At 40.7% G+C, this 15,564-nt stretch carries 11 protein-coding genes; 8 read left to right on the forward strand and 3 right to left on the reverse strand.

From position 1 onward, the window contains the following. Positions 1-83: 83 nt before the first annotated feature. Positions 84-515, forward strand: a complete 432-nt coding sequence (locus DWW23_RS11240; protein ID WP_122353366.1) for an ester cyclase — start codon at positions 84-86, stop codon at positions 513-515. A gap of 119 nt (positions 516-634) precedes the next feature. Here the strand turns inward: DWW23_RS11240 and DWW23_RS11245 are convergent, their stop codons facing one another. Next, on the reverse strand, positions 635-2,371 hold the full coding sequence (locus DWW23_RS11245; RefSeq protein ID WP_122353367.1) for a VWA domain-containing protein: 1,737 nt from the start codon (positions 2,369-2,371) through the stop codon (positions 635-637). Positions 2,372-2,510: 139 nt separating this feature from the next. Between DWW23_RS11245 and DWW23_RS11250 the strand changes: the two genes are divergently transcribed. Beyond that, positions 2,511-3,089: an RNA polymerase sigma factor gene (locus DWW23_RS11250; protein WP_122353434.1), complete on the forward strand. Its 579-nt coding sequence runs from the start codon at positions 2,511-2,513 to the stop codon at positions 3,087-3,089. Continuing rightward, a complete protein-coding gene (locus tag DWW23_RS11255; RefSeq protein ID WP_122353368.1) occupies positions 3,086-3,949 on the forward strand; it encodes an energy transducer TonB in 864 nt (287 codons plus the stop codon). Before DWW23_RS11250 ends, DWW23_RS11255 begins: the two co-directional genes overlap by 4 nt. 188 nt (positions 3,950-4,137) lie before the next feature. Here DWW23_RS11255 and DWW23_RS11260 read toward each other — a convergent pair whose 3' ends face one another. Further along, complete coding sequence (locus DWW23_RS11260) at positions 4,138-5,256, reverse strand: IS66 family transposase (RefSeq protein ID WP_122353369.1); 1,119 nt, start codon at positions 5,254-5,256, stop codon at positions 4,138-4,140. Continuing rightward, entirely contained in the window at positions 5,231-5,551 is a 321-nt protein-coding gene (locus tag DWW23_RS11265) for a hypothetical protein (RefSeq protein WP_122353370.1), read from the reverse strand. Before DWW23_RS11265 ends, DWW23_RS11260 begins: the two co-directional genes overlap by 26 nt. A 380-nt stretch (positions 5,552-5,931) precedes the next feature. Between DWW23_RS11265 and DWW23_RS11270 the strand changes: the two genes are divergently transcribed. The 5 genes from DWW23_RS11270 (at position 5,932) to DWW23_RS11290 (ending at position 15,459) form a co-directional block, all read left to right on the forward strand. After that, entirely contained in the window at positions 5,932-6,474 is a 543-nt protein-coding gene (locus DWW23_RS11270) for an RNA polymerase sigma-70 factor (RefSeq protein ID WP_122353371.1), read from the forward strand. Between the two features lie 70 nt (positions 6,475-6,544). Continuing rightward, positions 6,545-7,510, forward strand: coding sequence for a FecR family protein (locus DWW23_RS11275; RefSeq protein ID WP_122353372.1), 966 nt, complete (start codon positions 6,545-6,547; stop codon positions 7,508-7,510). A 313-nt stretch (positions 7,511-7,823) separates the two neighbouring features. Then, positions 7,824-11,078 (forward strand): TonB-dependent receptor, encoded by a 3,255-nt coding sequence (locus DWW23_RS11280; protein WP_233564315.1) that lies wholly within the window; start codon positions 7,824-7,826, stop codon positions 11,076-11,078. A 12-nt stretch (positions 11,079-11,090) separates the two neighbouring features. Further along, a complete protein-coding gene (locus DWW23_RS11285; protein WP_122353374.1) occupies positions 11,091-12,698 on the forward strand; it encodes a RagB/SusD family nutrient uptake outer membrane protein in 1,608 nt (535 codons plus the stop codon). A 103-nt stretch (positions 12,699-12,801) separates the two neighbouring features. Beyond that, positions 12,802-15,459, forward strand: coding sequence for a sugar-binding domain-containing protein (locus tag DWW23_RS11290; protein WP_122353375.1), 2,658 nt, complete (start codon positions 12,802-12,804; stop codon positions 15,457-15,459). The last annotated feature ends 105 nt before the right edge of the window (positions 15,460-15,564 follow it).

The raw sequence follows: 15,564 nt of genomic DNA on the forward strand, positions 1-15,564 counted from the left end.
TTCCTCTTTTCTGATTAATTTTATATATTTATATTCAGGAATGACACAGTGATATAAAGTTATAAACTTAAAACTGATACTTTATGGTAAAACAAATTGCATTATCTTTTGTAGATGCTATAAATATCCATGATATAGATAAAATATATTCATTAATGGCTGATGATCATTTGTTTATAGACGCTTATGCTTCAGAAGTTCATGGAAGGGAAGAAATGAAAAGATCCTGGATCGGTTATTTTGAATGGTTTCCGGATTATAGGATTGAGGTGACTGATGTATTTGTCGATGAGGAGAAGGTGGCTATTTTCGGAATAGCTAGCGGAACTTATCGTGGAGAAGTAACGGATGATGGCAGAAACCGGTACAAACTTCCGGCAGCATGGAAAGTTGTTGTAGGAAACAATAAAGTAAAACTTTGGCAAGTGATTTGCGATTCAAAGATACCATTTGATATAATGAATGAGGTAGATAAAAATATCGTAGATAAATTGTATACTGATACACAAAAGTAGTTCAGTTCTTATAGCTATGTTTTTTATTTATGGCGCCCTTATAAATATTTTTGAGGACGCCGTAAATATTCATGAGAGCTTCATAGATATTGGGGGCATCCTCGAAAATAGAAAAGTCCTTAATGAGCGTAGACATTCGTTGCTGCAGTCAGTCCGTTTATTGTTTCAACCAAGCGGATAAATTCCCGTTTGTAACCTTGGCGATCGTTTACCAGTCCGCTTTGTGCCAGAGAGATCACCTGATTATATGACCCTGTTCCTTTGTATTCGGAGTTGCGGAGCATCTGACCGAACATGGCGACAGCCGATGCAAAATAGAAATCAGGGGAAAGCTTGTTGCTGCTGTTTGCTTTCAGTTTATTCTCTATCAGTTGACTGACATCGCTGTAGGGAGCTTTGTAACGCAAGCGTATAGTCAGTAACTCCGGTTCTGCAAACTGCATGGTGTGAGGAGCATTGTTCGGTTTTATTTCGTAAAAAGCCGTAACCGTATGTCCGGCACCCATTTCACCGGCATCTTTAGTGTCGTCGTTGAAGTCCTTGTTATTCAATAAGCGGCTTTCGTAGCCGACCAGACGATATTCCTGTACCTGTTCAGGATTGAAAACAATCTGTAACTTCACGTCTTTGGCTACGGCATACATCGTACCTCCAAACTCATGGACGAGCGTTTTGTTTGCTTCCTGAATATTATCGATATAGGCATGATTGCCGTTTCCTTTTTCGGCGAGCACCTGCATCTTGTTATCCTTGTAATTTCCCATTCCATAACCCAGAACAGTCAGGAATACACCGCTTTTACGTTCTTTTTCGACTAATCGTTCCAATCCTTCGGAAGATGATACTCCCACATTGAAATCACCATCGGTACAGAGTATCACGCGGTTGTTTCCTTCCCGGATATAATTCTTCCGTGCAATATCATAAGCGAGTTGAATACCGGCACCACCGGCTGTTGAACCTCCAGCTGTCAGTTCATCGAGTGCTTCGCGGATCTTTTGCTTATTACTTCCGGAGGTAGATGGAAGTACCACACCTGCTTCTCCGGCATACACCACGATGGCTACGCGATCTTCTTCCCGCAGATTATTGATCAGGAGCTTCAGGGATGACTTTACCAATCCCAGACGGTCCGGGCCATACATGGAACCTGATACATCAACGAGGAAAACCAGATTGGAAGCCGGTAGATTTTCAGAAGGAATCTCTTTCGCTTTTAGTCCGATACGGACCAGTTGGTTTTCCTTGTTCCAGGGACATGATCCTATTTCGGTAGTGATTTTTACCGGATCTTTCCCTACTGGTTGTTCATAGCTGTAGGAGAAATAGTTGATCAATTCTTCTACGCGGACCGCATCGGCCGGAGGGTTTTGCCCTTCATTGATATAGCGCCGGATCGTCCCGTAAGAAGCGGCATCGACATCGATCGAAAAAGTGGAAAGCGGTTCGTTCTTGACTTTCCTGAATTTGTTTTCTGCCAGTTGGTTATATTCGTTTCTGTTTATTTCCTGATCGTAATAATCGGATGAGGATGTGGTCACCAAAGCTTCGCAACAAACGATTTCTTCTTCTGCAATGATGGGAGCAGCGTCTTCAACGATAGAGAGAACCTCTACCTGTGCCTTCGTCTTTTTCAGTGTTTGTGTTTCAGCCTGCGCCGGATGCGGAACTGGAGGGGGCGTGCAGATTAACGGTTTTTCCTCGACAGGTACTTTAGCCGGACAGATCGCGATAACTGTACTGTCTGTGTTTATTACTTCCTTTGTTTTCGGTATCTGCTTTATTACCAGGAGAAACAGACCGGCAGCCAGGATAGATGCCGTGAGTAAGCTGATGATTGTTGTTTTCGTTTTCATGACTGATCCTGTTTAATGATTAATGAATTGCTTTTACCTGATAGATGCCGCGATAAAGGCGGATTCCATAAATGTTTCGAACTTTTTTGAGAAAGATTTTAATTTAAAGTTTACATTTGTAGAAAAAAACGAGAACAACTTGCTGTTTTTCAGACGTAACATATCGACCTATTCAGATAGCGAACTGCTGCAATTATTCAAGGAAACCGGGAAAAGCGATTATTTCGGTGAACTGTATAATCGCTATATTCCGTTACTTTATGGATTGTGTCTGAAATATTTGCAGGAAGAAGAGAAAGCGCAGGATGCAGTCATGCAGTTGTTTGAAGACCTGCTGCCGAAACTTTCGCGTTACGAGATACGGGAGTTCAGAACCTGGATTTACAGTGTGGCAAAGAACCATTGCTTCCAGCTGTTACGAAAAGAAAATCTCGAGATAGCAACCGATTTCGACCGGCAATTTGTGGAATCGTACGATTTATTGCATCTATTAGATAAAGAAGAGACTAGCGACGATGCCCGTACGGCAGCCCTCAAACATTGTCTGGAGAAGCTGCCCGAACCGCAGCAACGTTGTATCCTGTCTTTTTTTATGGAAGAAATGTCGTACGTCGATATCGTAGAGCAGACCGGATATCAGCTCAAAAGCGTAAAAAGTTATATTCAGAATGGCAAACGCAATCTGAAAAGTTGTATTGAAAAGAGAATGGCGCAATGAAAAATCTGTTGCAATACATACAAGGTTCACGAAAAGGCAAGGAAGCCCATCGTCTGGAAAAAGAGGCGATGAAAGATCCTTTTCTGGCCGATGCACTGGATGGTTTTCAAACAGTGGAGGGCAACCATGTGGAAAGTATCGAAGCAATCCGTCGCCGTATCTCCCGCCGTACTCGTTTCCAAAGAGATCTGATTGCAAAATGGAGTATTGCAGCCAGCTTGTTGATCTGCCTGGGATTTGGCAGTTACTTCTGGTTCAACAGGGAAGTTGGCCTGCCGAAAGAGTTGCAGTCGATGGTTATACAGGAAGAAGCCGTTACACCGCTACTTCCTCCTGAACCGGTGATAACCCGGGCTGCTGCTACCGGCGAATTACAGGAAGAAACGGAAGCGATGCAAAAGAAAGCTCCGGCAGCAGCGAAAAAGCCTGAAGCCAAGATGCGGCAGGTAGCACCTCCGCCGGCACCTTTGGCCGCTGCTCCTGCGACAGCCGAAGTCTTGTCCATTGTTGAAGATGATGCCGATGTGGCAGAAATGATCGTGGCGGAAGAAGAAGTAGCGATGGATGTAACTATGGCCCGTGCCCCGATACACCGGCCGGAACCCGTTATCGGTTATAAAGCCTATGAGGAATATTTGCGTAAGGAACTGATTCGTCCGCAAGACTCGATTTGTAAAGGAATAACCGGAATAGTCGTTGTTGAATTTCATATCGATGACAAAGGCCGCCCTGTCAATCTGGAAGTCAAACGCAGCCTGTGTGCATCGGCGGATAAGGAAGCACTTCGCCTGATCGAAAAAGGTCCGGATTGGAAAGTGGATACGGCTCGGGTTGTTGTTCCTGTTCTTTTTGCTCCGTAAAACAATCTTTTCAAATATTGGGGGTTTGACAATTTGCTTTGTTCGTGTTTTTTTTCTCGTAACTATTCAGCCCCCTAATTCATAACGGAGAGAGTGTGAGTAACTTTTTCCTTGTTGCAATATCATATGGGCATGACACAATAGTGTCATGCCTATGGTATAAACTTCGGTTAAGATTGTTTGTTTTTCTACGATTGGTAACTGATCACATTCTTGGCAATGTCAATAAGAGTCAGAAAGGGGTCTTGTTTCTTTTTCCTTGCCGTATTTATTATGGAATGTAGCACACAAAAAGCACTCGCACCTTCACCGGATTTGAACTGACCACTGACTTTCTGTTTGACTTTCAATGGACGAATCGAGCGTTCACTGGCATTGTTGTCAGGTGGCACATGAAGGTTTTCCAGAAACACGAACAGATGCTCGGCGTGTGGAGATAGTCCATTCCTGAACTCGCGAAAATCATGCCACAGGTGGCTTATGTCTTCTTCCATAAGCTTTTTATAGCGTTCCTTTATATCCGCTATACCTGACACTGAATAATTATCGCTCTTCTGTAAATGGATGCTTTCTCTTAGTAAAGCTAACATTCGCACAGACCAATCTTGTTTTTCATCCAAGACTGTTAGATATATTAATTTCCTCAGTAAATGTGCCAGACAGATTTGATGACCGGCAGTCTTCATGTTGAAATAAGACGAATGGCAATCGGTCACTAATAGACTATTAGGTAGGCCATCAGAGAACTCACTGTCAATGGCCGCTTTCCCACGTGATGAATGAGGAAAAACAAAGGTGGACAATTCATTTTGGAAAACCCATATCCAATACAAGTTCTTATTCAGACGCATACCCGTTTCGTCTGCACCCACTACAGGCGAAGATTGTATTTCCTGCTTTATCTCATTATACTTGATGAGTCCTTGCTTACGCATGCGATTCAATATATTCGACACGCTGCCCTGGCTCATTTGCAAACCATAAAAGTCGTTTAAAACCTCCACCAAACGCTTGAAGGGTATATGCTGTGCCGTACTCAGATAGGCAACCAATGCGTGTATGTTTACACCATAACTGACTCCGGGTTTTACATGCAAAGGGAAATCGGCGCGAATGCAATGACCGCATGTGCATCTTTTCTCAATGCCTATATGATCAGTTACTTTAGGCCTTATCGGAAGAGGTATATCGATGCTCTGACGTATCTCGTATGTAAGACCGTCTATCTCTTGCAGTGAATTGCCACATTGAGCACAATGGATCGGATTGTGGGTTTGAACCTCATCGGGCTTTTCGCTCTTGAGCAAAGTATTTCCTGTATGCCCCCACTAGTCCTCCCGGTTTCTTTTCGGATGAAACCCGCAGGGAGCGGGTGCGACGTATCGCTTGCGCTTTTAAGCTCTCCCGAGAAGGAGGTATATTACTGTTTTGACTGTCTAATTGAGGCTTCTCGTAATGCTCAAGGCGTTCTTTTAGCAACGCATTCTCTATGCGTAATGCCTCATTTTCGCCCTTCAACACCACGTTCTCTTCCTTCATGATATTCTCATTGCGATATGCCTGGCGAAGTATATCTACGATATCTGACACTATATCTTTCATGACTTAAAGATGCTAATAATCAAATTGATATGCGAATAATCAGGTATGTTTTTTCATTAAAACTCATTGCCTTTTAGCTAAAAATATCATTTTGTCAATCTGACAAAAGAGAAGATATACACCCTGAGATACTTAATAAAACATTTAAAAACAGCAAGATAAAAGATCATAATGAGGGGCTGAGTAGTTACTCTTTGAATATCTAAATGATACGTTAAAAAATATTAGTCGCGGGGGTATTTCAATTTTTCCGGTATAGTAATCCGAAATACATGGTATGGTAATATCATTTTGATAAATGAAAAAGTATTAATTTTATCAGACTGTTTAAAAGTTGAAATAATATATTACTTTTGCTAAAAGGGAATAAGTATATAGATATGAATTATATTCAAAGTGATTTTGAAAGGATATATAAGTTGTACTATCCGAAGATGTTTGGTTTTGCCAAAAACTATGTTTTGGCAAATGAAGACGCTGAGAATATAGTGCAGGATGTCTTTTTGGTGCTTTGGGAAAAAAAAGATGAACTTGAAATTACTTATACTCTGACTACCTATTTATTTACTCTTGTTAAAAACAGATGTCTGAATTTTTTGCGGCATAAGCTGATAGAAGAAGAATATAATATCCAGATGAAGGAAGAATTGGGTTTTAAACTATACGCTTTGGAATCGCTGGATTATTCGTATCAATCGGAAACAGAATTGCAGGAAGTTGTCAAACGGGCACTTGATACTTTACCGGAACGTTGCCGGGAGATTTTTATTAAAAGCCGCATAGAGGGGTTAAAGTATAAAGAAATATCGGAAGAACTCGGTATTTCAGTAAATACTGTTGAAAATCAAATAGTCACAGCTTTGAAAAAACTACGTGTAGAACTTAAAGATTATCTTCCTTTACTTTTATTCTTGGTTAAATAATGTTTATTCCGGGGTGTTTTATAGTGGGCTTTTCAGTGATAAGGTTCTAATCTTATATAAAGGAATAAATATGTTGGATTTATTATCAAAATATTTGACGGGGAATATCTCTCCAGAAGAAAAACAAACTCTTTTCCGGGGATTGAAAGAGGATTCCTGTTACAGGAAAGAAGCTGCCGATATGCAAAATTTGTCAGCGCTTATATCTATGGCGGAAGAAGATCGTATGGCTTCTGATGTACAGTATAGTTCATTTGTCAGTTTACGTAGAAAACGTACCATCTTTTCTAATATCCGGAAAATTGCGGGTTATGCAGCTATCATGGTTTTCTCTGTGTTATCGACTTATTTACTGACGACCTATGTTGGAGACGAGAATAATAATCAGGTTCGTTACCAGGAATTTTCTACACCGGCTGGACAGCGGGCAAAGGTTTTACTGACTGATGGTACGGAAGTTTGGTTAAATGCGAATTCAAAATTACGCTATCCGGAACATTTCGGTTTAAAACAGCGGGAAGTCGAATTGCATGGAGAAGCTTTTTTTGAAGTGGAAAAGGATACGAAAAAACCTTTTGTCGTTAAAACGAGTAAAATGGATATAAAAGTGACCGGAACGAAGTTTAATGTGAGTGCATATGATTCTGAAAAATATTTTGTGGCTTCGTTGTTGGAAGGAAGCGTTTCTGTTTTTTGTGCGAATGACCGGAACCGTAGTTATGCACTATGTCCGCAACAACAAATCGTTGTATCCGATCAGTCTTCGGAAGTTTCTTTATTTGAGAATACCGATTTCATGTCCTGGAAAGATGGTGTGTTCATTTTTGATGACATGCTATTAATAGATATTATAAAGAAACTGGAACTTTATTATGACGTTTCAATTATTGTGAAAAACACGAAGCTTGGTAATTTTCGTTATACAGGAAAGTTCAGGCAACGAGATGGGGTAGAAAGTGTTTTGAAAAAGTTGCAGATAGTATATCCGTTTACCTATACGAAGGATGATGATCGTAATCAGATTCTTTTGCAATAGCAAGGATTAATTATAGATATGTTAAACTCTATTTAATAGAAACAACGTGTAGTGGTATTTTCTGTATGAAGGTTCTAATTTTATAAATACAGAAAAGTATATGTATAACCTTAAAAATAATATGCCTATGGTTTAGAAAAAAGAAGTCTTTTTATATATAAAAAGCTGACAGGTGTTCCAGCACCTGTCAGCAATACATCTAACACTCTTAGTCGAAAAAGTATTAAACATTTAATTATACAAAGGTATGGAAAAATATGCTTTGTCAATCTTATTATTTCAAAGAAAACACTTTAAGAAGTTTTTTAATATTATGAGAATTTCAACATTGTTCTTGTTCATCTGTTTTTTTGCATCTTATGCATCGAATGTAAATTCGCAGACGGCAAAAGTAAACATCACAAATGCTCGTATGACTATCGGGACCTTTATCAAACAGGTTGAAAAAGAAACCGGATATATGTTTGTCTATAATAAGGGGGAGATTGATGCGAGTAAAACTGTTTCTTTAAAGAAAGGAGAAAACACTGTAGCCGATTGTTTAAATAGTATTTTTGAAGGATCGGGCATATCGTATGTTTTTGATGACGGTTATGTGGTGCTGACAAGACATGCACAAGCACATGGACCGAATGTATTACAGCAGGATGGAAAAGTGGTCAAAGGGATTGTTACCGATGAAACCGGCATGGCGGTGATCGGTGCCAATGTTTTTGTTAAAGGATCGACTTTAGGTACGGTCACGGATATGGAGGGGAACTTTGCTTTGGAAATTCTTTCAGAAAATGATATTTTGATATTTTCTTATATTGGTTATGTGGAGCAACAAATTCCTGTAAAAAACAGGAAGAACTGGTCTATTGTGCTGAAAGAGGATGCACAGAACCTGGATGAAGTAGTGGTTGTCGGTTATGGAACACAGCGTAAAGGGAATATCGCAACGGCTGTATCAACAGTGAGGGCTGAAGTGTTACAGAATCGTCCGGTTCAGACGGTCGGCGAAGCTTTGCAGGGACAAATTCCTGGGTTGAGCGTAACATCTAAAGGAGCACCTGGTGAGTCGCCTTCGTTGCAGTTGAGAGGTTCCTCTGTCCTGAAATCTGATAATTCATCTGCTCCTTTGGTTTTAGTTGATGGTGTGCCCGCAGACTTCAATTTCCTGAATCCTGAAGATATTGAAAGCATCAATGTCTTGAAGGATGCTGCTTCTGCTGCTATTTACGGTTCACGTGCAGCCAATGGTGTTCTTTTGATTACAACCAAACGAGGTAAGATGGGGAAACCGACTTTCCGCTATAATGGTTCTGTTGGGGTCAATACCCCAATGTATATGCCACAATCAATCAGTTCTGCCGAATATGCAAGAATTAAGAATGAAGCAGAACGGAATATGGGCCGTGCTCCTTTATATTCGGATGAAGAGATTGCACTGTTTGCCAACGGCACGGATCCTAACCGTTATCCAAATACGAATTGGCTGGATATGGCAATACAGAACAGTCTAATGACTCGCCATGCTTTGGAAGCTTCCGGTGGTACGGAAAAGGTTAAATATCTGGTGAGTGCGGGTGTTGATCACCAGACCGGAGTTTTTCCAAATACACAACAGAATGTATTCAATGTACGTTCCAGTACGGATATTAGTATTACTAAAAAGTTTGGTATCTCTTTTGACCTGCGTTATCAGTTGAGAGATATGGATGCTCTGAATAATCAGGAAGATCTTTATAAACAGCTTATTTCTGCAGACCCCACAATGGTTGCTTATTATACAGATGGTTCGTACGGTTATAATGCCGGATTTTTTACCAATCCGCTGGTTCCTCTTTATGAAGGCGGACAGAAATATACGAACAGACACGAAGCTTCGGGTATTTTTAAGCTTGATTATGAATTTATTGAAGGCTTGAAATTTACGGGGATAGCCAATGTGAAATATACTTTCAAGAATGAAGAATCCAGAAGTCGAAAACTGTTCTATACGAATTTTTTTACACAGGAAACTTTTGAAAATGGTGAAAATAGCTTTTCAGATCGTCGTGACTATAATGCTTATTACAATTTACAGGCTTTATTGAATTACAAGAAAAGCTTTGGCATTCATAATCTGGATATTCTGGCTGGTTATCAACAGGAAAGTGAAAATAGCGACTGGCTGAAAGGGGCTCGTTCCGGTTATCCGACCGATATTATCTGGGAGTTGAATCCGGGACCGAAAGATAACTGGAGCAATGACGGTAATGGCGAACATTGGGCGTTGGCCTCTTTTATCGGACGTATCAATTATGATTATGACAATAAATATATTTTGTCATTGAGCATGCGTTCGGATGCCTCTTCCCGTTTTGCAAAAGGTAGCCGCTGGTCTACTTTCCCTTCTGTCGCTGCGGCCTGGAGAATATCCCAGGAATCGTTCATGGCAGGTACGCGTAGTTATTTGGATGATCTGAAGATCAGAGCTTCGTGGGGACAAACCGGTAGTGCAACAGGACTAGGTCTTTATCCAAGCTATACTTTGATATCTACCGGAGGTTTGATCTTGAATAACTCGTATCAGCAGATCGCCTCTTTGAAAACGATCGGAAATCAGGATCTAACCTGGGAACATTCGGATATGTTGAACTTTGGTGTGGATGTGAAGATGCTGAATAGCCGTTTGAATTTTACCGGTGAATATTATATCAAGAATACGAAAGATATTTTACTGGAAATGCCTGTGCCGCTGGAATATGGCTTCGGAAAACCAAATGTAAATGTCGGTCAGATACGTAATAAAGGATGGGAATTATCTTTAAGCTGGAATGACCGGATCAGTGATTTCGGTTATAATGTTTCTGCCAATTTATCGGATAATAAGAATGAAGTAATTGACTTAGGCGGGACTGGTCCGTGGAAAGGTTCTACGACATATACAGAAGTTGGCTTACCATTCAATTCGATTTATGGTTATGAGTCTATGGGATTGTTCCAATCTGATGAAGAAGTAGCTAGTGCACCTTTCCAGAACTCCAATACAGGTGCTGGTGACGTGCGTTATAAGGACCAGAATGGAGATAAAAAGATTGATGCCAACGATCGCGTCGTGCTGGGTGATCCCAATCCACATTATCTCTATGGTCTGAACCTGGGATTCGATTATAAGAATTTCGATTTGAGTATGTTCTTTCAGGGTATTGGTAAGAAAGACAGGATTATTATGGATAATTTTGTGAGACCCTTTACCGATTCATCTATTTTTGAACATCATCTGGACTACTGGAGTCCGGAAAATACAGGAGCTAAATATCCGCGTATACTGAATAAGGATGATGGGACACATAATTATCAGCAGTCCGACTTCTGGATGATCAATGCCGGATATTTCCGCATGAAAAATTTGCAGATAGGATATACTATTCCACGTGAAATCCTTAGAACGGTTGGGTTTGACAGGGTTCGCCTCTATTTCTCTGCAAACAACTTGTTCACGATCTCTGATTTTGTGCCGGGAATGGATCCGGAATCAGAGAAGTCTGTGTCTTATCCGTTTGCACGGACATATTCATTTGGTTTGAATGTTCAATTTTAAAAAGCAGAAAAAATGAAATCAATAAAAATATATATATGTACAGCTTTGATGGCTCTCGGTTTTTCTTCGTGCGACAGTTTTCTGACAACACCTCCACTGGATCAAATATCGGAAGATCAATGGTGGAGTGATAAGAACCAGACAGAAATGATGGTAAAAGGTGCTTACCAGTATGTGTATGGTCCGACAGAGGTTGTATTGCGTGACTGCTTCAGTGATAATGCGACACATCGTGATGCTAAATATAAGGAAATAGGTAATGGTACGTATACAACCCAGAGTGCTGCTGTAAAAGATGAGTGGAAGTATGCTTCTATAGCTAAACTGAATTATATATTGGAAGGTATCGAGAAAGCAAAAGGTCAGATATCCGAAGATGAATATCTTCGCTTTAATGCGGAGGTCCGTTTTATCCGTGCCTTTGTTTATTATGATATGGTTTTCTTTTTTGGCGATGTACCTTTGATTACAAAAACACTGAGTGTATCTGAATCTCGTGAAACTTCACGCCAGTCTCGTCAGGAAGTAATGAACTTTATTTTAACGGAACTGGAAGAAGGGGTATTACCGAATATTGAGAATACTTCTGTGACAGAAAGCGGTCGTGTAAATAAACAGGTTGTGAATGCTTTCCTTTCCCGTATTTATCTGCATGAGAAGAATTATGAAAAGGTGTTGTTTTATACGAATGAGGTGATGAAGTCTGGTAAATATGAGTTGCATTCCAATTATGACGAACTGTTCCGGCCGCAGGCGGATGCAAGTAATAAAGAGGTTATTTTTGAACGTCAGTACAGTTCTCCTCTGTATGTACACGAATTAAATCGAAACTTGTCTCCGGCTTCCTCTATCTATGCCGGTTGGTCGCATGTGCTGGGTTTGCAGGAATTAGTGGATGATTACGAATGTTTGAATGGACACCCTGTTTCAGAGTGTGAATCTCTGGGTTGTGAATATTTTCAACAACGGAAAGAGGTGGAAACTGAAATACATCGTGGAGAATATGATTTCCGTGACCCTCGTTTAGCAGCTACGATTATGTGGCCGTACTGGGAATGGAAAGTGGATGGAAACGTGCTTTCACGTTATGGTGTAGATGATCCGGACAGTAAAGATTATGTCAAGAAGGAGACCCACATGACTGGTTTTTTAGTAACCAAATGGGTGGATCTGCAAGGGGAATATGCTGATCGTACACGTGGAGCTAAAAATATGACCATCTTACGTTACGCGGATATCCTTTTGATGCGTGCCGAGGCTCTGATCGAATCAGGTCAGGATTTGGGAGAAGCTTTGAGGTTGATCAACCAGATTCGTCAAAGAGCTGGAATGCCTGAGATTGCAATGGCCTCGCAGTCTGCATTACGGGAAAAACTTCGTCATGAAAGACGTATAGAAACGGCTTTTGAAGGTTTGCGTTACTATGATATTATCCGTTGGCAGATAGCTGATGAAGTGAAATCCGGAAAAGTATATGGAGCTCGTCTGAAAGCCATCAGCGAAACAATGGATAATAAATTCGTAGAGGAACGTTTTTGGAATGATAAAATGTATCTTTTCCCTGTACCTCAGGAAGCGATAGATAATAATTCAAATCTGGTTCAGAATAAAGATTGGTAATATTAATTAATATGTAAGGGAGATAACCCCGGATCTGAATTTTTGGATGAAGATCCGGGGACTTTTTATGGAATGAAACGTTGGTTTTAATACATTGTATTTTATGAAAATAATTTTTTTAGTATTGATGTTTTGTGTGTTGGATATTAGTATATTAGCTTTGGATTTACCCCGTTTTTCTACTGCCGGTTTTTATGAATTACCCAACACAGGGCGTGAAGTTTATTCTATGAATCTGGCTTGGAGATTTACTAAAGGAGATGTTGAAGGGACCCCTTATTCTGTTGAATATGATGACTCTGGTTGGGAAGTTGTGTCTGTACCTCATGGCCTGGAATATTTGCCTTTGGAAGCCAGTGGTTGCTTGAATTATCAGGGGATAGCCTGGTATCGTAAACATTTTACACCGGATTCCCGGTTACAGGGGAAGCAGTTATTTTTACATTTTGAAGCGATAATGGGTAAAAGTGAAATTTACGTAAACGGTAAATTAATTAAAAAGCATTATGGAGGATATTTACCTATTATTTTAGATGTAACGGATTTGTTAAAATGGAATGAAGAAAATCTTATAGCTGTAAAAGCTGATAATAGTAATGACCCTTCTTATCCTGTTGGGAAATCGCAGAATATGTTAGATTTTACTTATTTTGGGGGAATATACCGGGATTGTTGGTTGGTTGCGCATAATGATGTGTTCATTACAAACTCCAACTATGAGGATGAGATAGCTGGAGGAGGGTTGTTTGTCTCTTACGCGGAAGTTTCCGAAAAAAGTGCTATAGTCAATCTGAAAGCCCATATCCGCAATAACTCGGTAAGTGATAAATCTGTTATGGTCACTTTCGAATTGAAAAAGAAATCGGGTGAATTGGTAAAACGGGTTTCAGAGAAACTAGGTGTAAAAAAAGGAACAGCCTCTTATGCTATTACAGCAATGGAGGTCAGCACTCCTTCTTTATGGAGCCCTGAGCATCCGAACCTGTATGATTTGGATGTCATGGTCAGAGACAATAAAGGAAAAGTACTGGACGGTTATCGTCAAAGGGTAGGCATAAGAAGCATCGAATTTAAACAGACGGAAGGCTTATGGATAAACGGCAAACCTTATAACGGTAAGATCATGGGGACGAACCGCCATCAGGACTTTGCTGTTTTGGGGAATGCTTTACCAAACTCTATTCAGTGGAGGGATGCTAAAAAGTTGCGTGATGCCGGTCTGAAAGTGATCCGGACACACTATGTAATCGATCCGGCTTTCATGGATGCCTGCGATGAATTAGGATTGTTTGCATTGGTAGAAGTCCCGGGCTGGCAGTTCTGGAGTAAAGAACCTGTCTTTGGAGAACGGCTTTATTCGGATATACGGAATATGATACGTATACATCGCAATCATGCCTCGCTGTTCTTTTGGGAACCTATCCTGAATGAAACGAATTATCCGGAGGAGTTTGCTGAAAAGGCATTGAAGATATGCCGGGAGGAATATCCTTATCCTTATAGTATTGCCGCTTGTGACGATGGTGCAGCTGGCGATCATTACTATTCTTTGCTGTTGCGTCCCATAGAGTCGCAGCTTCGTATGGATAAGACTTATTTTATCCGTGAATGGGGGGATAATGTGGATGACTGGAACGCCCAGAATTCGGATAGCCGTGTGGCACGCGGATGGGGAGAGATCCCTATGCTTTTACAGGCACAACATTATGCAAATCCCTCTTATATAGTGAATTATCCGATATTGTGTTATGAGACAATCTGTAATAAACCTTCCCAGATAGTCGGAGCCTGCTTTTGGCACTCGTTCGACCATCAGCGTGGCTATCATACCGATCCTTTCTATGGAGGTATCATGGATGCGTTCCGTCAACCGAAGTTCTCTTATTATATGTTTATGGCACAACGTTCTCCTGAAAAAAGTGATTTGATAGCAGATAATGGTCCGATGATTTATATCGCACATGAAATCACACCGTTTTCTCCGAAAGATGTGACCGTGTATTCCAATTGTGAAGAGGTCCGTTTGACAATATTCAAAGACGGGAAAGAATATAAGTATGAGAAAGATCCAAATCATAAAGGAATGCCTTCTCCTGTTATAATCTTTAAAGATGCTTATCATTTTATGGAGTGGAAAGCGATGGCACGCTCCGGTAAACAGAATGATGCGTATATGTTGGCAGAGGGGCTGGTCGATGGGAAAGTGGTTGTGAGCCACAAACGTTTTCCTTCTGGTCAGGCGGATCATATCGCCCTTCGTCTGGACAATGAACAGGTGGCATTGAAGGCTGACGGTTCAGATGTGGTAACTGTGATTGCCGAGGTTGTAGATAAGCGTGGGACGGTGAAACGGCTTAATAACTCCAGTATTCATTTTGAAATAGAGGGTGAGGGACGTTTGTTGGGGGATGCTTCTACGGGTACCAATCCGACTCAGGTAACGTGGGGAAGTGCCCCGGTATTGGTACAATCGACTGTAAAACCAGGTAGAATCCGGATTGTTGCCTCTATGGAAAAACCGGGTGAATCCCGTCCGTTGGAAGGGATTCTGGAGTTTGAAAGTGTGATTAATAATCAAAAGGAAATCTATTCGGAAAAAGAGCTGGTTTCCTCCGGACAGTCGTTTGTCGTGACGGATCGTTCTGTAAACAAAAGCGATCTGGAAAGAGAGAACGAACGTTTGCGTAAAGAATTGAATCAGCTGAAAGTAAAAGAAGTGGAAAAACAACAGACGCAGTTCGGGGTTGGCATCAATGACTGACGTATCCTGATTTTATGAGCGGAACATGCTATATGATAATATTTTTTGTACCTTTGCACATCAAAATAACGGGTATAGCTGGCCCATGTTAAATAAGGATATAAT

This window comes from Parabacteroides sp. AF14-59, from assembly GCF_003479515.1.
GTDB lineage: Bacteria > Bacteroidota > Bacteroidia > Bacteroidales > Tannerellaceae > Parabacteroides > Parabacteroides faecis.